We start from the raw sequence: 25,676 nt of genomic DNA, 5'->3' as shown, positions 1-25,676 counted from the left end.
TGCCGGTGAGAAGGGTTGCGCGCTATGTAGACCGCGCGCCTGTACCCGGCAAGGCCACCGCTGCCCCGGACGAGGCCGGCGGCGCCGGGAAATCGCTTATCTCCACCGCCGCCGACGGGAAACGGGCGACCAGCGCTTCGCTGTCGCCCAGCTCGACATCCTCGGGCTCGACGCCGGGCCATTCGGTGCTGCCGCCAAGGAACCAGTGGCCGCCAGCGGCGAGGCGGGCGGTATGGAAGGTACCGCCGGGAATGAACAGCTGCACGCACTGGCCGGCCGCGAGGTCCGGCCCGACCACCGCGCGCTCGACGCGACCGTCCTCGTGCAGCAGCAGCACGTCGAGCGGGTCGCCGAGATAGTAATGGTAGAGCTGGTCGTTGCGGATGCGGTGCAGTTGCACCGGCGCCGCCGGCGTCACCAGGAAATACAGCGCCGAGCCCATCGGCCGCCCGCCCTCGAACGGTGCCGGCAGGCCGGCGGGCGCGATGCGCTGCGGCGCGACATAGGTCAGCCGCACGAAGCCGCAGGTCGCGCCCGGCGCGAGATCGAGCCGCACGATCACCTCGTCGGCGGTCATGTCCGTGCCCTCCAACATACCGAGCCGGATACTAGCCCGCCCGGCCGGCGAGGCCCATGGCGACGTCGTCGCAGGGCGCGCAGCGACAGGGTTTCCGACCAGCCGACGAACTTTCCTGCTCCGGTACTGGAACGCCACCGCGCTCTCCGCGTTACCCCCTTGCTGCAGGGCAGCGAACGGGGAGGCGTGCCTATGTCACTACCTCCGCTTTCACTACCTCCGCACGGCGGGGCGAGGCTTGTATAGGATTGGCATGGCGAGAGTACGAACCGCATCAGAAACCGGCATGCGCCCCGCGCTCCGGTCGGATTGGGCCCTCTTCCTCGACATTGACGGCACGCTGATCGAGCACGCCGACCATCCCGAAGGGATCACCATCCCGGAGGATCTGCCGACGCTGCTGATGCGCTTGCAGACCGCCTTCGACGGCGCTGTCGCGCTGGTCTCCGGCCGCACCATCGAATGGATGGACCGCCGCTTCGCCCCGGCACGGCTCGCCGCCGCCGGCCAGCACGGCGCCGAGCTGCGGCTCGACCCGCATGGCAAGGCGGTGCCGCTCGCCATCCCGCCCTGGCGCAAGCGGCTGGAGGACGAGCTCGACGCGGCGCTCAAGGCGTGGCCGGGCGTCTATCTCGAGCACAAGCCACTGTCGCTCGCCGTGCATTATCGCGCGGTGCCGCAATTCGAGGACGACGTGAAGCTGAAGGTCGGCGCCATCGCCAACGGATTGCAATCCGACATCGAACTGCTCGCCGGGCGCAGCGTGATCGAGATCCGCCAGGCCGGATTGACCAAGGGCACGGCGGTGAAGCGCTTCCTGGAGACCGCGCCCTTCGCCGGGCGTCTGCCGGTGTTCCTCGGCGACGACGTGACCGACGAGGACGGCTTCGGCGCGGTGAAGGCGGCCGGCGGCCTCGCGGTGGCGGTCGGCCCGCGCCCGACCGACCAGGCCGATTTCCGCCTCGGCGACCCCGGCGAAGTGCGCGGCTGGCTCGCCTCGGTGGTGGCCGAGAGCCTCGGCCTGGCGGAGGCGACGCGATGAGCTCCAATCTCAATCTCGCCGCCATCGGCAACGGCACCATCGCCGCGCTGATCGATCCGAACGGCCGCATCGCCTGGTGCTCCTGGCCGCGCATCGACGGCGACCCGATCTTCTCCGCCCTGCTCGGCGGCGAGGAACCGGCCGGCGGCTTCTTCGACGTAGTGCTGGACGGACAGGTGAAGGCGACGCGCCGCTATCTGCCCAACACCGCCGTCATCGAGACCGTGCTGGAGAGCGCCGACGGCGCCAAGCTGCGCATCACCGACTTCGCGCCGCGCTTCAAGCTCTATGATCGGATCTACCGCCCGGCGACGCTGGTGCGGCGCATCGAGCCGATCGCCGGCACCTGCCGCGTCACGGTGCGGCTGCGGCCGCATTTCGACTGGGGCGAGCAGAAGCCGGTACCGGTGCGCGGCTCCAACCATATGCGCTTCGCCGGTGCCGACTTCACCGTGCGCGCCACCACCGACCTGCCGATCGTCTACATTGCCGAGGAGCGCCCCTTCGTGCTCGGCAAGGCGGCGACCATCGTGCTGGGGCCGGACGAGCCGTTCGCCGCCTCGCTCACCGAGACCGCGCGCTCCTTCGAGGAGAAGACCCGCGACTACTGGTACGAGTGGGTGCGCTACCTCTCCATTCCCTTCGAATGGCAGGACGCGGTGATCCGCGCCGCCATCTCGCTGAAACTGTGCGCCTATGAGGAGACCGGCGGCATCGTTGCGGCGCTGACCACCTCGATCCCCGAGGCGCCGCACTCGATCCGCAACTGGGACTACCGGCACTGCTGGCTGCGCGACAGCTATTTTACCGTGCGGGCGCTGAACCTGCTCGGCGCCACCCGCACGATGGAAGACTACATCCGTTACCTGACCACGGTGATCGCCTCCGAGCCCTCCGGGCGGCTGGCACCGGTCTATTCCATCGTGCCCGGCACGCCGCTGGTGGAACGCTTCGCCCCGGCCCTGCCCGGCTTTCGCGGCATGGGACCGGTCCGGGTCGGCAACCAGGCGGCCGAGCAGGTGCAGAATGACGGCTACGGCCATGTGGTGCTGGCGGCGGCGCAGATGTTCTTCGACCACCGGCTGCCGACGCGGGGCGACCGCGCGCTGTTCGAACTCCTGGAAGGCGTCGGCGCGCGGGCGGCGGAATTCGCCTTCGAACCCGATGCCGGGCTGTGGGAGCTGCGCGGCAAGCGGAGGGTGCACACCTTCTCGGCGGTGATGAGCTGGGCGGCCTGCACCCGGCTCGCCAAGATCGCCAATGTGCTCGGCCTGCCGGAGCGCGCCGCCTACTGGAAGGAGCAGGCGGCGGCGATCCGCGCCCGCATCCTCTCCTTCGCCTGGAACGAGGAGATGAACAGCTTCCTCGATGCCGAGGAGGACGGCCAGATCGACGCCAGCCTGCTGCTGCTCGCCGATCTCGGCTTCGTGCGGCCGGACGATCCGCGCTTCATCGCCACGGTGGAGCGGGTCGGCACCGACCTCATGCGCAACGGCTATCTGATGCGTTACGCCGGCGAGGACGATTTCGGCCTGCCCGAGACCTCCTTCACGATCTGCTCGTTCTGGTACGTCAACGCGCTCGACATGATCGGGCGCCGCGACGAGGCGCGCGCGATGTTCCAGAACCTGCTCGACCGGCGCAACGAGGCCGGGCTGCTTTCCGAGGACATCGACAACCAGACGCTGGAGCTGTGGGGCAACATTCCGCAGACCTATTCGATGGTGGGGCTGATCGACACGGCAATGCGCCTGTCGAAGACATGGGAGGAAGCGTTCTGGCGCGGCTCGTAATCGTTTCAAATCGGGTCGCCTCGCCGAAAGAGCGCGGCGCCAAGGCCGGGGGGCTGGCCGTCGCGTTGCGCGAGACGCTGAACAAGCGCGGCGGGGTGTGGTTCGGCTGGAGCGGGGAAACCCAGGTCGACCCGCCGGCCGAGCCCAAAATCTTCCGTTCCGGCAAGGTGACCTACGCGCTGCAGACCCTCGATCCGGAGGACCAGCGCGACCACTATGCCGGCTATGCCAACGGCACGCTGTGGCCGCTGTGCCATTACCGGCTGGGCCTCCTGAACTTCCGCCGCACCGAGTGGGAAGGCTATCGCCGGGTGAACGCCACCTTCGCGCGGGCGCTGATGCCGCTCCTGAAGCCCGACGACATCGTCTGGGTGCACGACTACCACTTCATCCCGCTGGCCAGCGAATTGCGCGCGCTCGGCTTCGAGGGGCGCATCGGCTACTTCCACCACATTCCCTGGCCGACGCCGGAAGTGTTCCTCACCCTCCCCTCGCATGCGGCCTTGGTGCGCGATTTGTCGCGCTACGACCTCGTCGGCTTGCAGACCGAGCACGACGTGCGGGCGCTGCTCACCTATGTGTCGAGCGAGGCGCGCGGCTGGATCGCGCCGGGCGGCGTGGTCGGCCTGCGCGACCGGCGCTTCCGCGTCGCCACCTACCCGATCGGCATCGACGCCGACGCCTTCGTGCGCGACGCCCAGGCGGCGGCCGGCAGCGAGGACGAGGATCGGCTGAAGGCCAGCCTCGCCGGGCGGGCATTGGCGGTCGGGGTCGACCGGCTGGACTACTCGAAGGGATTGCCCAACAAGTTCGCCGCCTTCGGTGAACTGCTCAAGAGCCATCCCGAGCGGCGCTCCACCGTGACCATGATGCAGATCGCCCCGCTCAGCCGCAGCGAGGTGGCGGAGTACCAGGCCCTGCGGCGCGAACTGGAGGAACTGGCCGGCTCGATCAACGGCGAATATGCCGAATTCGACTGGGTGCCGCTGCGCTATCTCAACCGTCCGTTCCAGCGCGCCACGCTGGCGGCGATCTACCGCACCGCCCGGCTGGGACTGGTGACGCCGCTGCGCGACGGCATGAACCTCGTCGCCAAGGAATATGTGGCGGCGCAGAACCCGGAGGATCCGGGCGTGCTGGTGCTCTCGCGCTTCGCCGGTGCCGCCGACGAATTGTCCGGCGCGGTGATCGTCAACCCCTATGACGTGGAGGGAATGGCCGACGCGCTCGACATGGCGCTGTCCATGCCGCTCGACGAGCGACGCGACCGCTGGCGCACCAATATGGACAAGGTGAGCCGCAACACCATCCACAGGTGGTGCGAAACCTTCCTCCACGACCTTTCAGGGGTTGACGGTTTTGGTGCAGGCGTCGAACCTTCGCGCAGCGCCTCTCCTCCCACCAAGACGGCGCGCGGCCGACGCTGAGCGGCTAGCGGTTCCGCCCCCCTCCCCCTCCCGACCTCAACCCATCGGCGATCATGTGGCAGGTTCCTTCCAACCCGGTGAATGAAACCGAGCGCCTAGCCGTGCTCGAAGCCTGCCGCATGATGGATTCCCCCGGCGACGAGCGCTTCGACCGGCTGACCTGGCTGGCCCAGCACCTCTATGAGGCCGACGTCGCCTTCCTCAGCTTCATCGACGAGCACCGCCAGTGGATGAAGTCGCTCAGCGCGCCGCTGGTCGGCACCCAGATCGACCGCAAGTTGTCGGTGTGCCAGCACATCATCTCCACCGGCAAGCCGCTGATGTCGCCGGACCTGAAGACCGATCCGCGCTTCGACGGCCATCCGGTGGTGCCGAAAATCCCGCTGCGCTTCTATGCCGGGGTGCCGCTGATCGCCGCGCCCGACCTCGCCATCGGCTCGCTCTGCGTGATGCGGCGCGAGGCGGCGGCGGAGGACGAGGCGTTCGACTTCTCGCCGCTGGAGGCGCTGGCCGCCATCGCCGTCGACGCAGTGGCGCTGGCGCAGCGCAACGAGGAGCTGGCGGCGGAATCGCGCATCGACGCGCTGACCGGCCTCGCCAACCGCCGCGGCTTCGACGACGCGCTGCTGCGCGCCGCCGGCATCTGCAACCGCAGCGGCGAGCCGCTCTCGGCGCTGCTGATCGACATCGACCGCTTCAAGACCATCAACGACCAGCTCGGCCACCTCGCCGGCGACATGGTGCTGCGGCGGGTCGGCGAGGCGCTGTCCAGCGTGAAGCTGCGCCAGGGCGACATGGTGGCGCGCTTCGGCGGCGAGGAATTCGTGATGCTGCTGCCCGGCAGCGGCCTCGCCGGGGCGATGGAAGTGGCGGCGCGGGTGCGCACCCGCCTGATCGAGGCCGGTATTCCCAGGCCGGAAAGCGGCATGGTCACGGTCAGCATCGGCGTCGCCGCCCAGCCGGGCGATGCCATAGACGGGCTCGAACTGATCGCCCGCGCCGACGCCGCGCTCTATGCCGCCAAGCGGGCTGGGCGCGACCGCGTGGTCGGCGACGGGATGGAGGCGGCGCCCAACTAGGCCGGCCCTCCCAACTAGGCTGGCCCCTGCGCCTCGGGCGGCTGGCAGCAGACAGGTTTCGGCATGCCGCCTCCGGCGGCTAGCCCTCTATATGCCCCTCCGGCGGCTAGCCCTCTATATGCCGCCTCCGGCGGCTAGGCTTCTATGCGCCCGACATCCGGCAGCCAGCGAACCGACATGGCGAAATCCTGCGCGCCGCCCGGCGGGATATGCGCGAGGCCCGGCTTGCCGGCAAAGTCGCCCGAGGCTCCCTCCGGGCTGGCATAGCCGTACCACGGCTCGATGCACAGGAAGGGCGCACCGGGCTTCGACCAGATGCCGAGCTGCGGCATGCCGGGGAAGGCCACTTCCAGCCCCGGCAGGCCGGAGACGCCGAAGCGCACATGGCGCGAGCGTGGCTCGGTGAAGATCAGCGCGTCGCGCTCGAACATCGCGTCGGTCGGCTCCAGTACATCGCCATGGACCAGCGGGCTCGGCTCGGCGGCGGCCGACAACAGCCCGCCGACCGGGCGATGGATCGGCGCCACCTCGGCCTTCTCGAACACCAGCCGGTGCTGCGCGCGCGTGCCGCCATAGGGCAGCGGCCACAGGAAGGCCGGGTGGAAGCCAAAGCTCGCCGGCAGGGGCGCGGTACCGGGATTGGACACCGTCGCGGTGATGGTCAGCGTCGCCTCCGCCAGCGCGTAGGTGACGCGCAGCGCGAAGTCGAACGGGTACTGCTCGCGGGTCTGCGCATCCGCGTCGAGGCCGAAGGTGACCGAGGACGGTCCCTTGTCGACCAGGGTGAACACTCGCCGGCGGGCGAGCCCGTGCTGGAGCATCTTGTAGGTGCGACCCTCATGCACCAGCTCGTCGCCCGGCAGCCGGCCGATGATGGGGAACAGCAGCGGCGCCCGGCCGCCCCAGAAGGCGGCGTCGCCGTTCCACAGCAGCTCGCGACCCTGCGCATCGCGCAGCCGCACCAGTTCGGCACCGAGCGGGGCGACCTCGGCGGAGAGATGATCGGAGGCGATGGCGACGGCGCCCTCCACCTTCCCGGCGGTCGCCTGGCTTGCCGGCTCGACGCTCATGGCTGTCTCCGTCCCTTGCTGGTCGATGATCGACCTTATCGCGATTCCCGTGCAGGACGATGTCGCACATGCCCGATGTCCGGCGAATGTCGTGCGCTTGCACGTCGCAGGGCGACGATGCGGCAACCGGCTCAGCGCGAGCTGTCGTCCGATCCGGAAAAAATGCCGAAAAGCGAATAGAAGCAACGCGCGAAATGTGGGATCTGAGTCCTCGATATATTCTTGGACATATTCCCGGACCTATTCTCCGTCGTAATCTCGACACCTCGCCACTCCCCACGCCTCCATCTGACCGGACCTGTCATGGCCAAGACCCTCGGCCCCGTCGCCGCGTTGCTGCTCGGCGTGTTCTTCCTGGTAACCGGGAGCGGCCTGCAGAATACGTTGCTGCCGCTTCGCGGCGCCTTCGAGGGGTTCAGCGCCGTCAGCCTCGGCGTGCTCGGTTCGAGCTATTATCTCGGCTTCGTCGCCGGCTGCCTGATCGTGCCCCGGCTGGTGCGGCGCACCGGCCATATCCGCGCCTTCGCCGTGCTCACTTCCAGCGCGGTGGCGGCGATGCTGGTGCATCCTTTGTGGATCGAGCCGGCGGTGTGGTTCGTGCTGCGCGCCGTCACCGGTTTCTGCTTCGCCGGCCTCTACCTCGTCATCGAAAGCTGGCTGAACGACCGCGCCACCAACCAGACGCGCGGCTTCGTCATGAGCGCCTATGTCATCGTCGACTATGCCGCGCTGACCGCCGGCCAGATGATGATCACCCTGTCGCCGGTGCGCGGCTTCGAGCTGTTCGCCGTCGCCGCCATCCTGTTCTCGCTGGCGACGTTGCCGGTGGCGATGACCGGCTCCGGGCAGCCCGCGCCGATCGAGACCGCGCGGATCCGCCTGCTGCGCCTCACCCGCGCCGCGCCGGTGGGCGTGGTCGGCTGCTTCGTGGTCGGGCTCACCAATGGCTCGCTGTGGTCGCTGGGGCCGATCTTCGGCATCGGGCGCGGGCTGACCGCCGACGGCGCCGCCACCTTCATGAGCGCCGCGGTGGTCGCCGGCGCCATCGCGCAATGGCCGGTCGGCTTCCTTTCCGACCGCATGGACCGCCGGCGCATCCTCGCCTGGATCGTCGCCGGCGCCATGGTGGCCGGCCTTGTGCTGGGCTCGCTGCCGCTCGGGCTGTGGGGCCTCTCGGGCCTCGCCCTCATCTATGGCGCGCTCGCCCTGCCGGCCTATTCGCTCGCCGCCGCCCATGCCTATGACCGCACCTCGCCCAGCGAGGCGGTGGAGACGGCGGCCGGGCTGCTGCTCGCCTATGGCGTCGGCTCGGTGCTCGGCCCGTCGGTCGCCTCGGTGGGCATGCTGCATTGGGGACCCGGCGCGCTGTTCTACTTCACCGCCATCAGCCACCTCATGCTGTTCGCCTTCGTGCAGTGGCGGATGGTGTGGAAGAAGGAAGTGCCACCGACCGCCAAGGCGGCGGAGACGGTGGCCTGCTCGCCGACCGGCATGGTGCCGGTGCCCGAGGCACCCACCCTGGCGCCGGTCGCCGGGGGCGAGGCGGCAAGCGCCGCCGAACTCGCCGCCGGCCTTGCTACCGACTTCACCAGCGAGGAGCCCTCGCCGCCATCGGGTGCGGTGGCGGATGATCCGGTGCTGGCGCCGCAGGACGGGCGCTCCGACGGCGCGTGAGTCGGGGCCACCGGCGGAACCGGCGGCGGAACCCGAAGCGGGAGGCGGCGTTACCCTGCGCCCGCGTGGAACGGAGACCCGCCAATGTTCAAATACGCCGTGATCTTCCTGATCATCTCGCTGGTCGCCGGAGGCATCGGCTTCACCGGCGTCTCGGCGCTGGCGCGGCGGATCTCCTTCATCCTGTTCGGCCTGTTCTTCCTCGGTTTCCTGGCGCTGGTCGGCCTCGCCATGCTGGTCGACCAGGCGATGACCACGCCCTAGCCGGGAAGCGCCGGCCCACGCCTAGGGGGGTGGAGGAAAGGCGAGGATGCCGCGCGTATAGGTCTCGACCAGCGCGCTGAAGGGACGCCCGTCCGGCAGCTTCAGCACCGCGCGGTGCTCCAGCAGGAAATCCGGCATGTCGAGCGGACCACCGGGCGTGGCGGGGATCGGCGTGCCCATCTCCCAGCCTTCCGGCAGGGGCTGCCACAGCAGCCGGGACGAAAGGGTAGAGCGGCTGAAGCCGAGCGGGCGCACCACCCGGCCGAAGGCGGTATCAGTGGTTTCAAGTTCGCGGTTCATCTCCTCGCTCAGCAAAGCCGGCCGGTACCAGTTGTCGGCCTCCGACAGCACGAGACCGTCGCAGGCGAGCCGCACCCGGCGATAGACGATGCGCTCCTGCGGGCCGGCGCCGAGCAGCTCGCGGATGCCGGCATCGGCCGGCTTGTCGGCGTCGCGCACGCGGTCGGCCACCACCTTGGCGCCGGCCGGGGCGAGCCGGTGCGCCGCGCACCAGCGATCCAGCGTCAGGGTGGCGCTGGGGTTGGAGAGCAGCTCGGCATTGAGCGTCTGCACCAGCGCATAGGCCTGGAGCCGCGCCAGCGCGGTGTCCGGCCAGCCGGCCCGGCCGGCCTCGAAGGCGGTGGCGGGGGATGCGAGGCCGGCAATGACGAAGAGAGCAAGCAACAGGCGGCGCGACAGCATGGGGAATCCGCAGGTGGGACATGGCGAAGCTGGACAGGTGCGCCGAGGCTAGGGGTCGATGGCACAGCTGCCAAGCGGCAAACGCCCGGGTCGCCCTCCCCGTTTGACGCAGCGCAAGGAGGCGGCAGCGGCGCCTGGCTAGGCTTTCGTCATCCTAAGAACCGTGGAGGATGTCATGCCGCTCGAAACCGTCCTGTTCCTTGCCGCCGTGCTCATCGTGTTCGGCGGCTTCGCCGGCACGCTCGCCTATGTCGACGTCTCGACGCGCGCGGTACGGCGCGCCAACCATCCGCTCCCCGGCGAGTGAGCGTGACGCGGGCCGACGCCCCCCTCAGCTGCCGCCGATGAGGATGCCGGTGGCGAGCACCAGCGCGCCGCCGATCACCACCTGCACCACCGCGCGCAGGAACGGCGTCTCCATATAGCGGTTCTGGATGAAGGCGATCGCCCAAAGCTCGACGAACACCACCGCGACGGCGATGGCGGTGGCGGTGCGGAATTCCGAGATGAAATAGGGCAGCGCGTGGCCGAGGCCGCCGATCGCGGTCATCACACCGGAGGCAAGGCCGCGCTTGATCGGCGAGCCGCGCCCGGAAATGACGCCGTCATCATGCGCCGCCTCGGTGAAGCCCATCGAGATGCCGGCGCCGAGCGCGGCGGCGAGGCCGACCTGCAGGGTGGTCCAGGAATTCTGGGTGGCGAAGGCGGTGGCGAAGATCGGCGCCAGCGTCGACACCGAGCCATCCATCAGCCCGGCCAGCCCGGGCTGCACCCAGGTGAGCACGAATTGCCGGCGGGCGCGGCCGTCCTCCTCGGCCCGAACGCCGTTCTGCTGCTGGCTGGCGGCGATGTGCTCGGCGAGATCGTGATGCCGGCGCTCCTCCATGGCGAGGTCGCCGAGCAGCTTGCGGGTGGGCGCATCGGTGCTCGCCGCCGCGGCGCGGGTGTAGAAATCCGCTGCGTCGTCCTCCATGCGCGCCGCCTCGCGGCGGATGTGCTCCAGGCCGAGATTCTCCACCAGCCACACCGGCCGGCGCGAATAATAGCCGGCAACATGCTCGCGGCGGATCAACGGGATCACCTTGCCGAAGCGCTGCTGGAACAGGGCGATCAGCCGGGTGCGATGGCCGTCTTCCTCCATCGCCATGGCGTCGAAGGCGGCGGCGGTGTCGGGATAGTCGGCCCGGAGCTTCTCGGCATAGGTGGCGTAGATGCGCCCGTCATCCTCCTCGGAGGAGATGGCGAGGGCGAGCACCTCGGCTTCCGAGAGATCCGAGAACCGGCGGCGATGGGCGAGGCTGGCGAACATGGCGCTCATTCATTAGAATAGTTCTAATGAATGTTCTAACCCAAGGTCCCAGCCCCGGCAATGAAGACCTTGGTGGAACCGCTACACGAGCCACTGGCGGGAAACGGGGGATGCCGAGCGCGCGGGTCTTGATGCCGCAGGCGAGGCGCCAATAGTTAGGCATTGACCTAACTATTGATCTGACCTAGCCTCCGGGCATGACCACGTCCCACCTCGCCCTCGACGGCACATTTCGCGCACTCGCCGACCCGACCCGCCTCGCCGTGGTGGAAGCGCTGGTGCGCGGCCCCGCCTCGGTGAGCGACCTCGCCCGCCCTTTCGAGATGGCGATGCCGAGCTTCCTCCAGCATCTCAAGGTGCTGGAGGACAGCGGCCTCGTCGCCACCCGCAAGGTGGGACGCGTGCGCACCTGCACCCTGCGCACCGAGCCGCTCGCCGCCGCCGGCCACTGGCTCGACGCCCAGCGGCTGTTGTGGACCCAGCGCCTCGACCAGCTCGACACATTGCTGTTGCAACTGAAAGACCAGGAGGAATCCCGATGACCGCCACGCCACACACGATCTTCGACCCGAACCTCGACCTGGAACTGCGGCGCGAGGTGGATGTGTCGCCCCATCTGGTCTGGCGCGCCTGGACCGAGCCGGAGCTGCTGAAGCAGTGGTTCACCCCCGTGCCGTGGAAGACCACCGATTGCGAGCTCGACCTGTGGCCGGGCGGCAAGTTTCGCACCGTGATGCAGGGCCCGGAGGGGCAGGTGCACGACAGCACCGGCTGCGTGCTCGCCGTGGTGCCGCAGAAGCTGCTGGTGTTCACCGATGCGCTCGGCCCCGGCTACCGCCCGACCGGCAGCGCCTTCATGAGTGCCTCGGTCGAGATCACCCCGACCGCCACCGGCACGCTCTATGTCGCCCGCGCCTTCCACAAGGACGAGGCGGCCAAGGCGCAGCACGAGGCAATGGGCTTCCACCAGGGCTGGGGCACGGCGTTCGAGCAGCTTGTGGCGCTGGTGCGGGGACTGTAGCGGCTTTGTACCGCCAGTACGGCGCAAGCCTTGCGGGCAACGAGGCCGGCACCGGGCCGGGCTGGTTTCCGCCCGAGAACCCTCAGCTCGGATCGTCCGGCTGGCCGTCATCGTCCATGTCGGCGTGGAAGACGTGCAGCACGTGGTGCACGATGGGCGAGAGCACCACGCCGGTCGCCAGCACGATGACGAGGCCGGAGAAGATGGCGTAGGAACCGGCGAACAGCTTGCCGGCCTCGGTGTGGAGTTCGGAGACCGGGCCCATGCCGGACAGGATCATCGCCGCGTTGAGATAGGCATCGACGAAACCCATCCCCTCGAAGCCGGCATAGCCGGCCATGCCGACCGCGAGGCCGAACAGCATGATCGCGAACCAGAGCGCGATGGCGTTGCCGAGGCGGCTGAAGAACAGGCGGCGCGTGGTGTAGGGCTGGCTCAGCCGGACAAAAAACGACGAAGGCGGCGTAGCGGGGCGTTTCGCCCCGACATCCGCCGCCTTCGAACCCGTCTTGCGCGCCATCGCCGGCTCTCCTCAAGCCGCGACCGCGCTATCGCTCAGTTGTCGAGGAAGCTGCGCAGCTTGCGCGAGCGGCTCGGGTGCTTGAGCTTGCGCAGCGCCTTCGCCTCGATCTGGCGGATACGCTCGCGCGTCACCGAGAACTGCTGGCCGACCTCTTCCAGCGTGTGGTCGGTGTTCATGCCGATGCCGAAGCGCATGCGCAGCACGCGCTCCTCGCGCGGGGTGAGCGAGGCGAGCACGCGCGTGGTGGTCTCGCGCAGGTTCGACTGGATCGCCGCGTCGATCGGCAGGATGGCGTTCTTGTCCTCGATGAAGTCACCGAGGTGGCTGTCTTCCTCGTCGCCGATCGGCGTTTCCAGCGAGATCGGCTCCTTGGCGATCTTCAGGACCTTGCGGACCTTCTCCAAAGGCATGCCGAGCTTCTCGGCCAGCTCCTCCGGGGTCGGCTCGCGGCCGATCTCGTGCAGCATCTGGCGCGAGGTGCGGACGATCTTGTTGATCGTCTCGATCATGTGCACGGGGATGCGGATGGTGCGGGCCTGGTCGGCGATCGAGCGGGTGATCGCCTGCCGGATCCACCAGGTGGCGTAGGTCGAGAACTTGTAGCCGCGGCGGTACTCGAACTTGTCGACCGCCTTCATCAGGCCGATGTTGCCTTCCTGGATCAGGTCGAGGAACTGCAGGCCGCGATTGGTGTACTTCTTGGCGATGGAGATGACGAGGCGAAGGTTGGCCTCGACCATTTCCTTCTTGGCCTGGCGGGCTTCCTTCTCGCCCTTCTGCACCATCTGCACGATCTTGCGGAATTCCTGGATCTCCAGCCCGGTCTCGGTGGCGAGAGCGTGGATTTCCGAGCGCAGGTCGCGGATGCCGTCGAGTTCCTGACCGACGAAGCCCTTCCAGCCGCGCGAGGTGAGGTTCTTCACGCGGTTGATCCACTTGGGATCGAGCTCATAGCCCTGATACTGGCGCAGGAAGTCCTCGCGCGACACGCCGAAGCTCTCGGCGAGGCGCATGAGGCGGCCCTCCAGCGACACCAGGCGCTTGTTGATGTCGTAGAGCTGCTCGACGAGGTTGTCGATGCGGGCCTGGTTCAGCGACAGCGACTTCACCTCGCCGATCAGCTGGTCCTTCAGCGTCTTGTACTTGCGGTCCTGCGAGGGCGAGAGGCTCTCGTTCTTCAGCTTGGACTCGACGTTCTGGTCCTGCAGGCGGCGCAGCTTCTTGTAGGCGTCGGCGATGTTGTCGAAGGTTTCCAGCACCTTCGGCTTGATCTCCGCTTCCATGGCGGCGAGCGACAGGGAGTTCTCCATGTCCTCGTCGTCTTCGGCGGCAATGCTCTCGCCGATGGTCTGCTCGCGGGCCTCGTCGCCGTCAGGCGCGATGGGGCCGCCCTCGACGATCGGGCCGTTCTTCGCCTCGGGACCGGCATAGGTCGCCTCGAGGTCGATGATGTCGCGCAGGAGGACCTTGCCCTCGACCAGCTCGTCGCGCCAGATGATGATGGCCTGGAAGGTGAGCGGGCTCTCGCAGAGCCCGGCGATCATCGCCTCGCGGCCGGCCTCGATGCGCTTGGCGATGGCGATTTCGCCCTCGCGCGACAGGAGCTCGACCGAACCCATCTCGCGCAGATACATGCGGACCGGGTCGTCGGTGCGCTCGCCCGGCTCGGACTTGGTCTCGGAACGGATGACCGCGCGGGGAGCCGACTCGGCGATCTCGCCGCCGCTCTCTTCCTCGTCGTCCCCGCCGCTGCTCTCGCCTTCTTCCTCGCCCTCGGCCTCGGCCTCCTCGGCCTCGACGACGTTGATGCCCATCTCGTTGAGCATCGCGTAGATGTCCTCGATCTGGTCGGAGGTGTTCTGGTCGGAGGGCAGAACCTCGTTCAGTTCGTCATAAGTGACATAGCCGCGCTTCTTGGCGAGCTTGATCATCTTCCGGACGGCGGCGTCCGAAAGGTCGAGCAACGGGCTATCCGGGGTATCGCCGTCCTTCTCGGGGGCTTCGGTCGCTTCCGCTGCCTGCTTCGCCATGCGCGTGCTCCTTAGACCGCCGGTGGCAACCGCCCCCGGCAAAAGCGGCGGACAAACCACCACCCACCTGACATCCCACGTCTCGGGAATTGCAGAACCGACCTGCCGCGTTTACAGCCAGAACCGTAAACGTTCGCTTGCCTGCTCCGCCCCTTCCCCGCACCGGCCGGGACGATACCGGCGCGAAGATAGTGCCGACGCAAATAGGGGCCTCTCGCGCCACGGCGCCTTCACGCTCGCGGGCGGGTGACCCTGAACCTTCCTCACATCGACCGCCCCGATCGTCCGGAGGCGGCGCCGAACCCCTCTACCAAAGCTTCGGTCCCGTCAAGTGCCGCAAGCTGTCTTTGTACGTCGAGGAAACGAGCCCAATTGAGTTCGTCGGGCTCCTCGGCGAGGCGTTTCTCCGCCTCCTTGATGTCCTTAGATAGAGCGTGGGCGCGCCGGTGCAAGACCAGCCGCTGATGCCACCACAATTCGACATCGGCCGGCGCCGCCTCGGCGAAGGCCGGCCAGTCGTGGCGCGGCACCGCCTGCGCGGCAAGGCGACGGGCGAGATCGGCAAGCCCTTCCGCCTCGATACGCGCGGCGACGCTCGGGGCGTCCTCGCAGCCTTCGAGATGCGCGGTGAGCAGCATCTGGCGCAGCCGGTCGGCGTCCTTGCTGAGGAAGGGCAGCTCGGCGACGTCCTCGGCCGAACGGTCGAGCAGCCAGGGATGGTTCATCAGCGCGAACAGCAGCAGCGCCTCGTTGCGCGGCACCGCGCTGGCGGCACCCTGGATGAGCGCCGAGCGGCGCAAGCCCTCGCCGGGGACAGCATCGCGCGGCGACGGGGTGCGGTCGGCCCAGCCCTTGCCGGACCCTCCCCGCCCCGGACCGCCCCTGCCCTGCCCGCCCGGCCCCTTGCGGCCCTCGCCGAACGGGCGGCGGGTGCCGCCGGTCGAGATGCTGGCGGGGGCGAACAGCGCGCGGAAGCGCTCCATCAAATCGGCGCGATAATGCTTGCGGACGGTCTCGTCGGCGATGAGGCGGACAATCTCGCCAATGCGCGCCTCCAGCGCGGCGCGGCGCTCCGGCGTGTCGTAGGTGGCGTTCTCCAGCTCGCGGTTCCACAGCACCTCGGCCAGCGGGCGGGCCTGTGCCAGCACACCCTCCATCGCCTCGCGGCCGCCGGCGCGGATCAGGTCGTCGGGATCCTGCCCCTCGGGCAGCGTGCCGATATTGAGGCTCATGCCGGGCTTGAGATGCGGCAAAGCAAGGTCGAGCGCCCGCCAGGCGGCGCGACGGCCGGCCTTGTCGCCGTCGAACAGCAGCAGCGGCTCGGGCGCCATCTTCCAGAGCAGCGCCAGCTGCTCCTCGGTGAGCGCGGTGCCGAGCGGCGCCACGGCGCCGGCAAAACCGGCCTCGACCATGGCGATGACGTCGACATAGCCTTCCACCGCGATGACCGGCGCGCCCTTGTGGGCGGCGGCGCGGGCCGAAAAGCCGTTATAGAGCAGCGCTCCCTTGTGGAAGAGCGGCGTCTCCGGCGAGTTGAGGTACTTCGCCGGAACGTCCTTCTCCAGCGCCCGACCACCGAAAGCGACGACGCGGCCGCGCAAATCGTGGATGGGGAACATCACGCGATCGCGGAACCGGTCATAGGGGACCGGGATGTCGTCCGCGGCGATCAGCAGGCCGGCCTCGACCATGTCCTCGACCGGAATGCCGCGGGCGCCGAGCGCCTCCTTCAGCGCGAAGCGCTCGGGCAGCGCATAGCCGAGACGGAAGCGCGCCTGCGTCGTCGGACCGAGGCCGCGATCGGCGAGATAGCCGCGCCCCTTGGCGCCGGCACGGCCCTGCAGCATCGCCTCGTAATATTTCGCCGCGAGTTCCATCACCTCGTGCAGCGTCTTGCGGCGGACCTCCTTCGCCTCCTCCTCGCGGGAGGAGACCGGCATCGGCACGCCGGCCATGTTGGCGAGCCGCTCCACCGCCTCCGGGAAGGCGAGCCCTTCGGTCTCCATCAGGAAGTCGAACTGGTCGCCGTGCTTGCCGGAGGAGAAGCAGTGATAGAAGCCCTTCTGGTCGTTGACATAGAAGGACGGCGTCTTCTCGGCGTTGAAGGGCGAGAGGCCACGCCACTCGCGCCCCTGCTTCTTCAGCTGCACGCGCTTGCCCACCACCTCCGACAGCGGGAGGCGTTGGCGAATCTCGTCGAGAAACGAGGGCGGAAAGCGCATGGAGTGGTTTGAACCGGTGTTTCGCGGACGCCTAGCAACAGGCAAGAGCCGGGCCGAGTGACCTTAAGGCGTCCCGGCTGAAGGGTCGAGCCGCCGATGCGGCCCTTCGGAACGCGTGATAGCTGCGCCCGCTATCCACATTATCCACCGTGGAAAAGAGTCGCGCAACACTCAACCAATCGGTTGACAGTTGCCCGGCACAGGCAGATATTCAACCTCATGGTTGAGCAACTTCCGATATCCACGCCGCTGGACCTCGTGTTCCACGCCCTCGCCGATCCGACGCGCCGGGCGATGCTGCACGCACTTTCCAACGGAGAACGCACGGTCGGCGAACTCGCCGAGCCGTTCGCCATGTCGCTTGCCGGCGCCTCCAAGCACGTGAAGGCGCTGGAGTCCGCCGGCCTGATCCGCCGCGAGGTGAAGGGGCGCCAGCATCTGTGCCGCCTCGACGCCGCCCGGCTCGCCGACGCCGCCCAATGGCTCAGCTTCTACGAACGCTTCTGGACCGAACGCCTCAACGTCCTCGACGCACTGCTGCGTGAGGAGGACGCCCAATCGGACACACAGGGAGACCAGAGATGAACCAGCACGCCACCGCCCAAACCTCAGCCGGTGCCTTCGCCGCCGACGGGTACGGCACCCGCCTCTCCCCCGACACGCTGCGCTTCGAACGCCTGCTGCCCGGCCCGGTGGAACGGGTCTGGGCCTATCTCACCGAACCGGAAAAGCGCCGCCGCTGGATGGCCGACGGCCCGATGGAGCTCGCCCCCGGCGGCCAGGTCGACCTCGTGTTCCGCAATGGCGAGCTGAATGGCGGCCAGCCGACACCGGAGCGCTTCGCCAAATATGAGGGCGAACACCACAATCAGGGCGTCGTGCTGGCCTGCGAGCCCAACCGGCTGCTGCGCTTCAGCTGGGACGGCTGCTCGGCCGGCGCCTCGGAGGTGACCTTCGAGCTCGCGCCGCGCGGCGAGAAGGTGCTGCTCACCGTCACCCACCAGCGCCTCGCCTCGCGCGACGCCATGCTCAGTGTGGCCGGCGGCTGGCACTCCCACCTCGCCTTGCTGGTCGAGGAACTGGAGGGGCACGAGCGCCCGGCGATCTGGTCGCTCATGTCGCGCTATGTCGACGAGTACGACGCCCGCCTTCCCAAGTAAGGGGCTCGCGTCAGGCGGCGGCGGCGACGCCCAGCTTGCCCTCGACGCCGTGCCGGGCGATCAGCCCGGCGACGAAGCCGGACGCCTTGGCGGCCTCGACGAAACGAACGATCTCGTCGAGCGCTGCCGCCTTGGCCTTCGGCGTGCCGATGGCCTGCTGCACGGCGGCATACTGGCCGGGCAGCAGCCGCCCGCCCGGCACGCGGGCCAGATCGGCGAGCAGGCCGGGACGCAGGCCGGCGAGCGCGGCGCGCTTGTTGTCGATGAAGTCGGCGAGCGCCTCGGCCATGCTCTCGGAAGGCACCAGCGTCGCATGGGCGACATTGCGCTCCAGCCAGAGGCCGTAGGCGGTGCGCCGCGTCACCGCGATCTCGATGCCGGGCGCGTCGACCTCGGCCACCGTCTGCAAGGGCGAACCGGCCGGCACCAGATAGGTCGCCTCGATCTCGCAATAGGCGGGCGTGAAGGCGATCACCTTCGCCCGCTGCGGCTCGGCGCCGATATTGGCGATGTCCCACTCGTCGCGGGAGGCCGCGTCGGCGACCAGGCCCGGCGAGGCATAGGGCACCAGCTTCAGCGCCACGCCGAGATGATCGGCGAAGGCGCGCGCCATGTCCGGCGAGACGCCCACCGGGTCGCCGGCCTCGCTGCGGCCGGTGACCAGCAGGAAGTTCGACAGGTTGATGCCGGCGCGCAGCACGCCGCCGGGCGCCAGCAGGTCGCGCACCGCGGCGGATGGCGGCGCAAGGTCGGGACGGGCACTCATGGGGGATCCTGCCGAATAGAGCCGCCGACTGGCGGAGGCCGCAGAGGAAATCCGGCCGACGGGACGCCCCGCCGGCCGGCCTGGATCACGCGGTGAGCAGCGCCTTGACCGCGCCGCTCGCCTTGCCGAAATCCATCACGCCGGTATAGCGCTCCTTGAGCGCCGCCATGGTGCGGCCCATGTCCTTGAGGCCGTGGGCGTCGATCTCGGCGATCACCTCGGCGATGGCGGCCTGCGATTCGGCCTCGCTCATCTGCGTCGGCAGGAAGGAGAGGATGACCTTGATCTCCTCGCGCTCCTGCGTCGCGAGATCGACGCGGCCGGCCTCCTCATAGACCTTGGCGGATTCCTCGCGCTGCTTGACCATCTTGGTCAGCAGGCCGAGCAGTTCGTCGTCCGACAGCGGATCCTTGCCCTGGCCGCGCGCCTCGATGTCGCGGTCCTTGATCGCCGCATTGATCAGCCGCAGCGTGCCCAGCCGCAGCTTGTCGCCGGCCTTCATCGATTCCTTCAGGGCGGTATTGATCTTCTCGCGCAGCACGTCTGCCTCTCTTCCCATTCTATGTCCGGGCGGCGGCGGCGACCGGTGTCGCGCCGCTCCGTCACGCCCAAAAACTCCGAAAATGTCCCTCGGCCGCAACCGGCCGCCTGATTTCCGCCGCCCAAGCCTTCCATGCAGCTCGGGCCTTCCATGCAGCTCCGCGCTGCACGAAGAGCCGATGCGCAGCGTTGCGGGCTGGCATAAGGCGCGGCAAACGACTAATTAGGCCACACTTAACCGAGGAACAAGACACATGAGCGGCAACGCATCCGATGCGGCCACCGATGACGTGTGGGCCGAACCGCTTCCCACCGCGCTTCTCGTTCTCGCCGACGGCACCGTGCTGGAAGGCTTCGGGCTGGGCGCCACCGGCCATGCGGTGGGCGAGGTGTGCTTCAACACCGCGATGACCGGCTATCAGGAAGTGCTGACCGACCCGTCCTATGCCGGGCAGATCATCACCTTCACCTTCCCGCATATCGGCAATGTCGGCACCAATGAGGAAGACATCGAGACCGTCTCGATGGCCGGCGCCTCCGGCGTGCGCGGCGTGGTGCTGCATTCCGCCATCACCGACCCGTCGAACTACCGTGCCACCCGCCATTTCGACGCGTGGCTGAAGGCGCGCGGCATCATCGCCATCTCCGGCATCGACACCCGCGCGCTCACCGCGCTGATCCGCGACAAGGGTATGCCCAACGCGGTGATCGCCCACGCGCCGGACGGCAAGTTCGACCTGCCCGCGCTTCAGGCCGAAGCGGCCGAGTGGCCGGGTCTCGTCGGCATGGACCTGGTGCCGATGGTGACCAGTGCCCAGCGCTTCTCCTGGGACGAGACGCCCTGGCAGTGGCCGGAAGGCTATGGCCAGCAGACCGCGCCGGTGCATCACGTCGTCGCCATCGACTATGGCGTGAAGCGCAACATCCTGCGCCTGCTCGCCCGCGCCGGCTGTAAGGTGACGGTGGTGCCCGCCACCGCCTCGACCGACGACATCCTGTCGCTGAAGCCGGACGGCGTGTTCCTGTCCAACGGCCCCGGCGACCCGGCGGCGACCGGCGAATATGCGGTGCCGGTGATTCGCGACATCATCGAGCGCGGCATCCCGACCTTCGGCATCTGCCTCGGCCACCAGATGCTCGGCCTCGCGGTGGGCGGGCGCACGATGAAGATGCATCAGGGCCATCACGGGGCGAACCACCCGGTGAAGGACATGACCACCGGCAAGGTGGAGATCACCTCGATGAACCACGGCTTCGCGGTCGACCGCGACAGCCTGCCGGCCACCGCGCAGGAGACGCATGTCTCGCTGTTCGACGGCTCGAACGCCGGCATCCAGCTGACCGACAAGCCGGTGTTCTCGGTGCAGTACCATCCCGAGGCGAGCCCCGGCCCGCAGGACAGCCACTATCTGTTCGACCGCTTCGTCGAAATGATCGCTAACAACAAGAAGGCGGCCTGAGAGCCGCCTTCCTTCGCGAACAGGTACGATGAAAGGCCGGGAGCGGGCGCGCTCCCGGCCTTTTCGCGTCAGTGGGAGCCGTTCAGAGCGGCGAAGACCTGATCATACTCGCCCCGTGCCTCCGCCCCGCGCAGGAAGCCGACCCGCTCGACGCAGATCTCCGGTCCCTGCGGATACGCCTTCAGCAGCGCGACCGTCTCGGTGATGAAGGCGTCGAGCGGCATCGAATTGGGGTTCTGTGCGTGGCCCGGCATCAGGTCGGTGGCGACCGCCGGCGGCACGATCTCGATCACGTCCACCGAGGTGCCGGCGAGCTGCGCGCGCAGGCTCTGGCTCCAGGAATGGATCGCCGCCTTGGTCGCGTTGTAGGTCGGCGTGGCGACGAGCGGCACGAAGGCCAGCCCGGACGAGACCGTCATCAGCGTGGCGGAGGGCTGCCGCTTGAGATGCGGCAGCAACGCGGCCGCGAGCCGGATCGGGCCGAGAAGGTTGGTGGCGATGATCGCCTCCGGCACGGCAAGATCGACCGGCTCGGCGGTGAGGTCCTCGGCGACCATGATGCCGGCATTGTTGATCACGACATTGAGCGCCGGATAGGTCGCCGCCACCGTACCGGCGAAGGCGGCGATCGCCTGCGCGTCGGAGATGTCGAGAACTTCGTAGGCCATGCCCGGATTGGCCGCGACGGTCTCTTCCAGAGCCTCCCTGCGACGGCCGGTGATGATGACCTTGTTGCCCTCTCGGTGCAGTGCCTCGGCCAATGCACGGCCGATGCCGGCATTGCCGCCGGTGATGAGGATCGTGTTACCGCTGATGTCCATTTCTGCCTCCGCAAATGCTGGTGCTTGCGTCGGCGATGGTTATAGGGTTCACACTTACATTCAGAAAGAAGGCACCTGAAATATCTATACTTACCTGAAAGAGAGTGACGTCATGCCCGCTCCGATCCCTCGCCCCGCCGAGCCCCGGAAGACGCCTCCAGAAACCGTCGACCCGCGTGTCGAGGCGCTGGTCAACGAGGTGATCGGCCGCGTCGCCGACAAATGGACGATGATCGTGCTGGAGGTGCTGACCGAGCATGGCGAGCTGCGCTTCACCCGTATCGGCGAGTTCGCCTGCGGCATCAGCCAGAAGATGCTCACCCAGACGCTGCGACAAATGGAACGCGACGGGCTGGTGCTGCGCACGGTGCATCCGGTGATTCCGCCGCGCGTCGAGTACCGGCTGACCGATCTCGGCCTCAGCCTCGCCGAGGCGTTCTGCGGCGTCTGGCAGTGGGCGGAAGCCAATATCGCGCGCATCGAGGGCGCCCGCGCGGCGTTCGACGCGGCAAAGGCGGGATGAGGCTGCCGCCGCCCGCCGCCCCGCCCGTGCAGAAAGGAGGGGCCGCTCCGCGCCTCACGCAGAGCCTTGACGCATGGGCGCCCTTCCCCCTCGCGGGAATCTGGTTTAAGGGAAGCGCCCAATTGCGGGGCACACCTCCGCCAACAAACTGATCCGGGTTCACCAGGACGCGTCGCAAACGCGTCCTTTTTCGTGCGCCCGGACATATGCGCGAGCCGCACGGGATCCGATGCCGAAACGCACAGACATCTCCACCATCCTCATCATCGGCGCCGGCCCGATCGTTATCGGCCAAGCCTGCGAGTTCGATTATTCCGGCACCCAGGCGTGCAAGACCCTCAAGTCCGAGGGCTACCGCGTAGTGCTGGTGAACTCCAATCCGGCGACCATCATGACGGACCCGGATCTCGCCGATTCCACCTATATCGAGCCGATCACCCCGGAAATCGTCGCCAAGATCATCGCCAAGGAGCGCCATGTCGCCCCCGGCGGCTTCGCGCTGCTGCCCACCATGGGCGGCCAGACCGCGCTGAACTGCGCGCTGTCGCTGCGCAAGATGGGCGTGCTCGACGAGTATGACGTCGAGATGATCGGCGCCACGGCGGAGGCCATCGACAAGGCCGAGGATCGCGAGCTGTTCCGCGACGCCATGACCAAGATCGGCCTCGACACGCCGCGCTCGCGCCAGATCAAGAACCTGCCGCAGGCGCTGGAAGCGCTCGACGAGATCGGCCTGCCGGCGATCATCCGCCCGTCCTTCACCATGGGCGGACAGGGCGGCGGCATCGCCTACAACAAGTCGGAATATATCGAGATCATCGAGCGCGGCATCGACGCCTCGCCCACCAACGAAGTGCTGGTGGAAGAAAGCGTGCTCGGCTGGAAGGAATACGAGATGGAGGTCGTCCGCGACAAGGCGGACAACTGCATCATCGTCTGCTCCATCGAGAACATCGACCCGATGGGCGTGCACACCGGCGATTCGATCACCGTGGCCCCAGCGCTGACGCTGACCGACAAGGAATACCAGATCATGCGCGACGCCTCGCTGGCGGTGCTGCGCGAGATCGGGGTGGAGACCGGCGGCTCCAACGTGCAGTTCGCCATCGACCCGGAAACGGGCCGGATGATCGTCATCGAGATGAACCCGCGCGTGTCGCGTTCCTCGGCGCTGGCGTCGAAGGCCACCGGCTTCCCGATCGCCAAGGTCGCCGCCCGCCTCGCGGTCGGCTACACGCTGGACGAGATCGCCAACGACATCACCGGCGGCGCCACCCCGGCCTCGTTCGAGCCGACCATCGACTACGTCGTCACCAAGATCCCGCGCTTCGCCTTCGAGAAGTTCCCCGGTGCCGACCCGGTGCTGACCACCTCGATGAAGTCGGTCGGCGAGGCGATGGCCATCGGCCGCACCTTCCAGGAATCGCTGCAGAAGGCACTGCGCTCGCTGGAGACCGGGCTGACCGGCCTCGACGAGATCGAGATCGAGGGCCTCGGCCAGGGCGACGACAAGAACGCCATCCGCGCCGCCATCGGCACGCCGACGCCGAACCGCCTGCTGCAGGTGGCGCAGGCGATGCGGCTCGGCCTCGACAACGAGGCCATCCACGCCGGCTGCAAGATCGACCCGTGGTTCCTCGACCAGATCCGCGAGATCGTCGACACCGAGGCGAAGATCCGCGCCCATGGCCTGCCGAAGACCGCCGGCGCCTTCCGCCGGCTGAAGGCGATGGGCTTCTCCGACCAGCGCCTCGCCAGCCTCACCCGCCAGCACGAGGCGGAGGTATCGGCGCAGCGCCGCGCGCTCGACGTGCGCCCGGCCTATAAGCGCATCGACACCTGCGCCGCCGAGTTCGCCTCGCCGACCGCCTATATGTATTCGAGCTACGAGACGCCCTTCGCCGGCGTGGTGGCGGATGAGAGCCGCCCGTCGGACCGCAAGAAGGTCGCCATCCTCGGCGGCGGGCCGAACCGCATCGGCCAGGGCATCGAGTTCGACTATTGCTGCTGCCACGCCGCCTTCGCGCTGGACGAGGCCGGGTACGAGACCATCATGGTCAACTGCAACCCGGAGACCGTCTCGACCGACTACGACACCTCGGACCGGCTGTATTTCGAGCCGCTGACCGCCGAGGACGTGATCGAGATCCTCGACCGCGAACGCTCGAACGGCACGCTGCACGGCGTCATCGTGCAGTTCGGCGGCCAGACGCCGCTGAAGCTCGCCCGCGCGCTGGAAGATGCCGACATCCCGATCCTCGGCACCTCGCCGGACGCCATCGACCTCGCCGAGGACCGCGACCGCTTCAAGACGCTGCTCGACAAGCTGAAGCTGAAGCAGCCGGCCAACGGCATTGCCTATTCGGTGGAGCAGGCGCGGCTGGTGACGGCCGACCTCGGCTACCCGCTGGTGGTTCGCCCCTCCTATGTGCTGGGCGGCCGGGCGATGCAGATCATCCACGAGGATAGCCAGCTCGGCGACTACCTTTTGGAGACCCTGCCGGGGCTGGTGCCGAACGACATCAAGGCCCGCTACCCGAACGACAAGACCGGGCAGATCAACACGCTGCTCGGCAAGAACCCGCTGCTGTTCGACCGCTATCTGTCGGATGCCATCGAGGTGGACGTCGACTGCCTCGCCGACGGCACCGACACGTTCATCTGCGGCATCATGGAGCATATCGAGGAAGCCGGCATCCATTCGGGCGACTCGGCCTGCTCGCTGCCGCCCTACTCGCTCTCCGCCGCCACCCTCGCCGAGCTCGAGCAGCAGACGCGGAAGATGGCGCTGGCGCTCGGCGTCGGCGGCCTGATGAACGTGCAGTACGCGATCAAGGACGGGGTGATCCACGTCCTCGAAGTGAATCCGCGCGCGTCGCGCACAGTGCCCTTCGTCGCCAAGGTGGTGGGTGAGCCCTTCGCCAAGATCGCCGCGCGCGTCATGGCCGGCGAGAAGCTGGCGTCGTTCGGCCTCAAGCCGGCGGCGCTCGACCATGTGGCGGTGAAGGAAGCGGTGTTCCCCTTCGCCCGCTTCCCCGGCGTCGACACGGTGCTCGGCCCGGAGATGCGCTCCACCGGCGAAGTGATGGGCCTCGACCGTTCCTTCGAGGTGGCCTTCGCCAAGAGCCAGCTCGGCGGCGGCACCAAGGTGCCGAAATCCGGCACGGTGTTCATCTCGGTGCGCGAGGACGACAAGCCGCGCATCCTCGACACCGCGCGGCTTCTGACCTCGCTGGGCTTCAAGGTGCTGGCGACCTCCGGCACCCAGCGCTACCTCGCCGAGAATGGCATCCCCGCCACCAAGGTGAACAAGGTGCTGGAAGGCCGGCCGCACATCGTCGACGCCATCAAGAATGGCGACGTGCAGCTGGTGTTCAACACTACCGAGGGCGCGCAGGCTCTGGCGGATAGCCGCTCTCTGCGCCGCGCCGCCCTCTTGCACAAAGTGCCGTATTACACCACCCTATCGGGTGCCATCGCAGCGGCGCGCGGGATCAAGGCCTATATCGGCGGCGATCTGGAAGTGCGGGCCCTGCAGGATTACTTCAGGCACGACCGGGTCTGACCTCGCGCTTCGCGACGTAGCGAATCGCAGGCGACCCGGCCGACAACAGACAGATACCAGCCCGACGCGAAGGTCCTTTCGCCGAGACAAGGCGGCAGGATTCATCGC

The 25,676-nt window shown here is 68.3% G+C and carries 24 protein-coding genes; 14 read left to right on the top strand and 10 right to left on the bottom strand.

Features of this window, described 5'->3' with window-relative positions; translation table 11 throughout:
* Positions 1-22: 22 nt before the first annotated feature.
* Complete coding sequence (locus KHC28_RS19820) at positions 23-577, bottom strand: cupin domain-containing protein (RefSeq protein WP_214010106.1); 555 nt, start codon at positions 575-577, stop codon at positions 23-25.
* A gap of 286 nt (positions 578-863) precedes the next feature.
* Between KHC28_RS19820 and otsB the strand changes: the two genes are divergently transcribed.
* The 4 genes from otsB to KHC28_RS19800 all read left to right on the top strand — a co-directional run bounded on the left by otsB (position 864) and on the right by KHC28_RS19800 (position 5,918).
* Complete coding sequence (otsB, locus tag KHC28_RS19815; protein ID WP_246565039.1) at positions 864-1,619, top strand: trehalose-phosphatase; 756 nt, start codon at positions 864-866, stop codon at positions 1,617-1,619.
* Positions 1,616-3,412, top strand: a complete 1,797-nt coding sequence (locus KHC28_RS19810; protein ID WP_214010104.1) for a glycoside hydrolase family 15 protein — start codon at positions 1,616-1,618, stop codon at positions 3,410-3,412. The genes otsB and KHC28_RS19810 overlap by 4 nt, the downstream gene beginning before the upstream one ends.
* On the top strand, positions 3,397-4,839 hold the full coding sequence (gene otsA / locus KHC28_RS19805; protein ID WP_214010272.1) for an alpha,alpha-trehalose-phosphate synthase (UDP-forming): 1,443 nt from the start codon (positions 3,397-3,399) through the stop codon (positions 4,837-4,839). Before KHC28_RS19810 ends, otsA begins: the two co-directional genes overlap by 16 nt.
* Positions 4,840-4,958: 119 nt before the next feature.
* Positions 4,959-5,918 (top strand): GGDEF domain-containing protein, encoded by a 960-nt coding sequence (locus KHC28_RS19800; RefSeq protein ID WP_246565038.1) that lies wholly within the window; start codon positions 4,959-4,961, stop codon positions 5,916-5,918.
* Between the two features lie 134 nt (positions 5,919-6,052).
* Here KHC28_RS19800 and KHC28_RS19795 read toward each other — a convergent pair whose 3' ends face one another.
* On the bottom strand, positions 6,053-6,988 hold the full coding sequence (locus KHC28_RS19795) for an aldose 1-epimerase family protein (protein ID WP_214010102.1): 936 nt from the start codon (positions 6,986-6,988) through the stop codon (positions 6,053-6,055).
* Between the two features lie 303 nt (positions 6,989-7,291).
* Here KHC28_RS19795 and KHC28_RS19790 point away from each other — a divergent pair, with 303 nt between their 5' ends.
* Positions 7,292-8,662, top strand: a complete 1,371-nt coding sequence (locus KHC28_RS19790; protein WP_214010101.1) for an MFS transporter — start codon at positions 7,292-7,294, stop codon at positions 8,660-8,662.
* An 84-nt stretch (positions 8,663-8,746) separates the two neighbouring features.
* The gene (locus KHC28_RS19785) at positions 8,747-8,926 is read left to right on the top strand and encodes a DUF1328 family protein (RefSeq protein WP_214010100.1); all 180 of its coding nucleotides are present in this window, start codon (positions 8,747-8,749) and stop codon (positions 8,924-8,926) included.
* 21 nt (positions 8,927-8,947) lie between these two features.
* Here the strand turns inward: KHC28_RS19785 and KHC28_RS19780 are convergent, their stop codons facing one another.
* Complete coding sequence (locus KHC28_RS19780) at positions 8,948-9,628, bottom strand: hypothetical protein (RefSeq protein ID WP_214010099.1); 681 nt, start codon at positions 9,626-9,628, stop codon at positions 8,948-8,950.
* A 175-nt stretch (positions 9,629-9,803) separates the two neighbouring features.
* Here KHC28_RS19780 and KHC28_RS27775 point away from each other — a divergent pair, with 175 nt between their 5' ends.
* Entirely contained in the window at positions 9,804-9,935 is a 132-nt protein-coding gene (locus KHC28_RS27775; protein ID WP_281419137.1) for a hypothetical protein, read from the top strand.
* A gap of 24 nt (positions 9,936-9,959) precedes the next feature.
* On the opposite strand, the gene mbfA is transcribed toward KHC28_RS27775, so the two are convergent.
* Positions 9,960-10,937, bottom strand: coding sequence for an iron exporter MbfA (gene mbfA, locus KHC28_RS19775; RefSeq protein ID WP_214010271.1), 978 nt, complete (start codon positions 10,935-10,937; stop codon positions 9,960-9,962).
* Between the two features lie 197 nt (positions 10,938-11,134).
* Here mbfA and KHC28_RS19770 point away from each other — a divergent pair, with 197 nt between their 5' ends.
* Both KHC28_RS19770 and KHC28_RS19765 read left to right on the top strand, forming a co-directional pair.
* Positions 11,135-11,479, top strand: coding sequence for an ArsR/SmtB family transcription factor (locus KHC28_RS19770; RefSeq protein WP_214010098.1), 345 nt, complete (start codon positions 11,135-11,137; stop codon positions 11,477-11,479).
* The gene (locus tag KHC28_RS19765) at positions 11,476-11,958 is read left to right on the top strand and encodes an SRPBCC family protein (RefSeq protein WP_214010097.1); all 483 of its coding nucleotides are present in this window, start codon (positions 11,476-11,478) and stop codon (positions 11,956-11,958) included. The genes KHC28_RS19770 and KHC28_RS19765 overlap by 4 nt, the downstream gene beginning before the upstream one ends.
* 82 nt (positions 11,959-12,040) lie before the next feature.
* Here the strand turns inward: KHC28_RS19765 and KHC28_RS19760 are convergent, their stop codons facing one another.
* The 3 genes from KHC28_RS19760 to dnaG form a co-directional block, all read right to left on the bottom strand.
* Positions 12,041-12,478 carry a hypothetical protein gene (locus KHC28_RS19760; RefSeq protein WP_246565037.1) on the bottom strand — a complete coding sequence of 146 codons (438 nt, stop codon included), beginning with the start codon at positions 12,476-12,478 and terminating at the stop codon, positions 12,041-12,043.
* Between the two features lie 35 nt (positions 12,479-12,513).
* Positions 12,514-14,511: an RNA polymerase sigma factor RpoD gene (gene rpoD, locus KHC28_RS19755; protein ID WP_214010096.1), complete on the bottom strand. Its 1,998-nt coding sequence runs from the start codon at positions 14,509-14,511 to the stop codon at positions 12,514-12,516.
* 263 nt (positions 14,512-14,774) lie between these two features.
* Positions 14,775-16,733, bottom strand: a complete 1,959-nt coding sequence (gene dnaG, locus KHC28_RS19750; protein ID WP_214010095.1) for a DNA primase — start codon at positions 16,731-16,733, stop codon at positions 14,775-14,777.
* Positions 16,734-16,952: 219 nt separating this feature from the next.
* Here dnaG and KHC28_RS19745 point away from each other — a divergent pair, with 219 nt between their 5' ends.
* Both KHC28_RS19745 and KHC28_RS19740 read left to right on the top strand, forming a co-directional pair.
* Positions 16,953-17,318, top strand: coding sequence for an ArsR/SmtB family transcription factor (locus tag KHC28_RS19745; RefSeq protein ID WP_214010094.1), 366 nt, complete (start codon positions 16,953-16,955; stop codon positions 17,316-17,318).
* Positions 17,315-17,893 carry an SRPBCC family protein gene (locus KHC28_RS19740; protein ID WP_214010093.1) on the top strand — a complete coding sequence of 193 codons (579 nt, stop codon included), beginning with the start codon at positions 17,315-17,317 and terminating at the stop codon, positions 17,891-17,893. Before KHC28_RS19745 ends, KHC28_RS19740 begins: the two co-directional genes overlap by 4 nt.
* A gap of 10 nt (positions 17,894-17,903) precedes the next feature.
* Here the strand turns inward: KHC28_RS19740 and KHC28_RS19735 are convergent, their stop codons facing one another.
* A complete protein-coding gene (locus tag KHC28_RS19735; protein WP_214010092.1) occupies positions 17,904-18,659 on the bottom strand; it encodes a transporter substrate-binding domain-containing protein in 756 nt (251 codons plus the stop codon).
* 85 nt (positions 18,660-18,744) lie between these two features.
* Complete coding sequence (locus tag KHC28_RS19730) at positions 18,745-19,218, bottom strand: GatB/YqeY domain-containing protein (protein ID WP_214010091.1); 474 nt, start codon at positions 19,216-19,218, stop codon at positions 18,745-18,747.
* Positions 19,219-19,453: 235 nt separating this feature from the next.
* Here KHC28_RS19730 and carA point away from each other — a divergent pair, with 235 nt between their 5' ends.
* Positions 19,454-20,659, top strand: coding sequence for a glutamine-hydrolyzing carbamoyl-phosphate synthase small subunit (gene carA, locus KHC28_RS19725; protein ID WP_214010090.1), 1,206 nt, complete (start codon positions 19,454-19,456; stop codon positions 20,657-20,659).
* Positions 20,660-20,727: 68 nt separating this feature from the next.
* Here carA and KHC28_RS19720 read toward each other — a convergent pair whose 3' ends face one another.
* On the bottom strand, positions 20,728-21,480 hold the full coding sequence (locus KHC28_RS19720; RefSeq protein WP_214010089.1) for an SDR family oxidoreductase: 753 nt from the start codon (positions 21,478-21,480) through the stop codon (positions 20,728-20,730).
* Between the two features lie 112 nt (positions 21,481-21,592).
* On the opposite strand from KHC28_RS19720, the gene KHC28_RS19715 reads away from it, so the two are divergent.
* Positions 21,593-22,003, top strand: a complete 411-nt coding sequence (locus tag KHC28_RS19715) for a winged helix-turn-helix transcriptional regulator (protein ID WP_214010088.1) — start codon at positions 21,593-21,595, stop codon at positions 22,001-22,003.
* A gap of 229 nt (positions 22,004-22,232) precedes the next feature.
* Positions 22,233-25,568, top strand: coding sequence for a carbamoyl-phosphate synthase large subunit (gene carB / locus KHC28_RS19710; protein ID WP_214010087.1), 3,336 nt, complete (start codon positions 22,233-22,235; stop codon positions 25,566-25,568).
* The last annotated feature ends 108 nt before the right edge of the window (positions 25,569-25,676 follow it).

The organism is Ancylobacter sonchi (genome assembly GCF_018390695.1).
Lineage (GTDB): Bacteria > Pseudomonadota > Alphaproteobacteria > Rhizobiales > Xanthobacteraceae > Ancylobacter > Ancylobacter sonchi.
The sequence above is the reverse complement of the archived record's forward strand: the minus strand, read 5'-3'. Positions and strand labels throughout refer to the sequence as shown.

What these genes read in the sequence shown, in the direction of transcription:
- KHC28_RS19735 (WP_214010092.1), bottom strand. Translation starts at nt 18,659, where the DNA reads ATGAGTGCCCGTCCCGACCTTGCGCCGCCATCCGCCGCGGTGCGCGAC.
- KHC28_RS19780 (WP_214010099.1), bottom strand. Translation starts at nt 9,628, where the DNA reads ATGCTGTCGCGCCGCCTGTTGCTTGCTCTCTTCGTCATTGCCGGCCTC.
- mbfA (WP_214010271.1), bottom strand. Translation starts at nt 10,937, where the DNA reads ATGTTCGCCAGCCTCGCCCATCGCCGCCGGTTCTCGGATCTCTCGGAA.
- dnaG (WP_214010095.1), bottom strand. Translation starts at nt 16,733, where the DNA reads ATGCGCTTTCCGCCCTCGTTTCTCGACGAGATTCGCCAACGCCTCCCG.
- KHC28_RS19810 (WP_214010104.1), top strand. Translation starts at nt 1,616, where the DNA reads ATGAGCTCCAATCTCAATCTCGCCGCCATCGGCAACGGCACCATCGCC.
- KHC28_RS19800 (WP_246565038.1), top strand. Translation starts at nt 4,959, where the DNA reads ATGATGGATTCCCCCGGCGACGAGCGCTTCGACCGGCTGACCTGGCTG.
- otsB (WP_246565039.1), top strand. Translation starts at nt 864, where the DNA reads ATGCGCCCCGCGCTCCGGTCGGATTGGGCCCTCTTCCTCGACATTGAC.
- rpoD (WP_214010096.1), bottom strand. Translation starts at nt 14,511, where the DNA reads ATGGCGAAGCAGGCAGCGGAAGCGACCGAAGCCCCCGAGAAGGACGGC.
- carB (WP_214010087.1), top strand. Translation starts at nt 22,233, where the DNA reads ATGCCGAAACGCACAGACATCTCCACCATCCTCATCATCGGCGCCGGC.
- KHC28_RS19790 (WP_214010101.1), top strand. Translation starts at nt 7,292, where the DNA reads ATGGCCAAGACCCTCGGCCCCGTCGCCGCGTTGCTGCTCGGCGTGTTC.
- KHC28_RS19730 (WP_214010091.1), bottom strand. Translation starts at nt 19,218, where the DNA reads ATGGGAAGAGAGGCAGACGTGCTGCGCGAGAAGATCAATACCGCCCTG.
- KHC28_RS19795 (WP_214010102.1), bottom strand. Translation starts at nt 6,988, where the DNA reads ATGAGCGTCGAGCCGGCAAGCCAGGCGACCGCCGGGAAGGTGGAGGGC.
- KHC28_RS19820 (WP_214010106.1), bottom strand. Translation starts at nt 577, where the DNA reads ATGACCGCCGACGAGGTGATCGTGCGGCTCGATCTCGCGCCGGGCGCG.
- KHC28_RS19765 (WP_214010097.1), top strand. Translation starts at nt 11,476, where the DNA reads ATGACCGCCACGCCACACACGATCTTCGACCCGAACCTCGACCTGGAA.
- KHC28_RS19740 (WP_214010093.1), top strand. Translation starts at nt 17,315, where the DNA reads ATGAACCAGCACGCCACCGCCCAAACCTCAGCCGGTGCCTTCGCCGCC.
- KHC28_RS19715 (WP_214010088.1), top strand. Translation starts at nt 21,593, where the DNA reads ATGCCCGCTCCGATCCCTCGCCCCGCCGAGCCCCGGAAGACGCCTCCA.
- KHC28_RS19720 (WP_214010089.1), bottom strand. Translation starts at nt 21,480, where the DNA reads ATGGACATCAGCGGTAACACGATCCTCATCACCGGCGGCAATGCCGGC.
- KHC28_RS19785 (WP_214010100.1), top strand. Translation starts at nt 8,747, where the DNA reads ATGTTCAAATACGCCGTGATCTTCCTGATCATCTCGCTGGTCGCCGGA.
- KHC28_RS19745 (WP_214010094.1), top strand. Translation starts at nt 16,953, where the DNA reads ATGGTTGAGCAACTTCCGATATCCACGCCGCTGGACCTCGTGTTCCAC.
- KHC28_RS19770 (WP_214010098.1), top strand. Translation starts at nt 11,135, where the DNA reads ATGACCACGTCCCACCTCGCCCTCGACGGCACATTTCGCGCACTCGCC.
- KHC28_RS19760 (WP_246565037.1), bottom strand. Translation starts at nt 12,478, where the DNA reads ATGGCGCGCAAGACGGGTTCGAAGGCGGCGGATGTCGGGGCGAAACGC.
- KHC28_RS27775 (WP_281419137.1), top strand. Translation starts at nt 9,804, where the DNA reads ATGCCGCTCGAAACCGTCCTGTTCCTTGCCGCCGTGCTCATCGTGTTC.
- carA (WP_214010090.1), top strand. Translation starts at nt 19,454, where the DNA reads ATGAGCGGCAACGCATCCGATGCGGCCACCGATGACGTGTGGGCCGAA.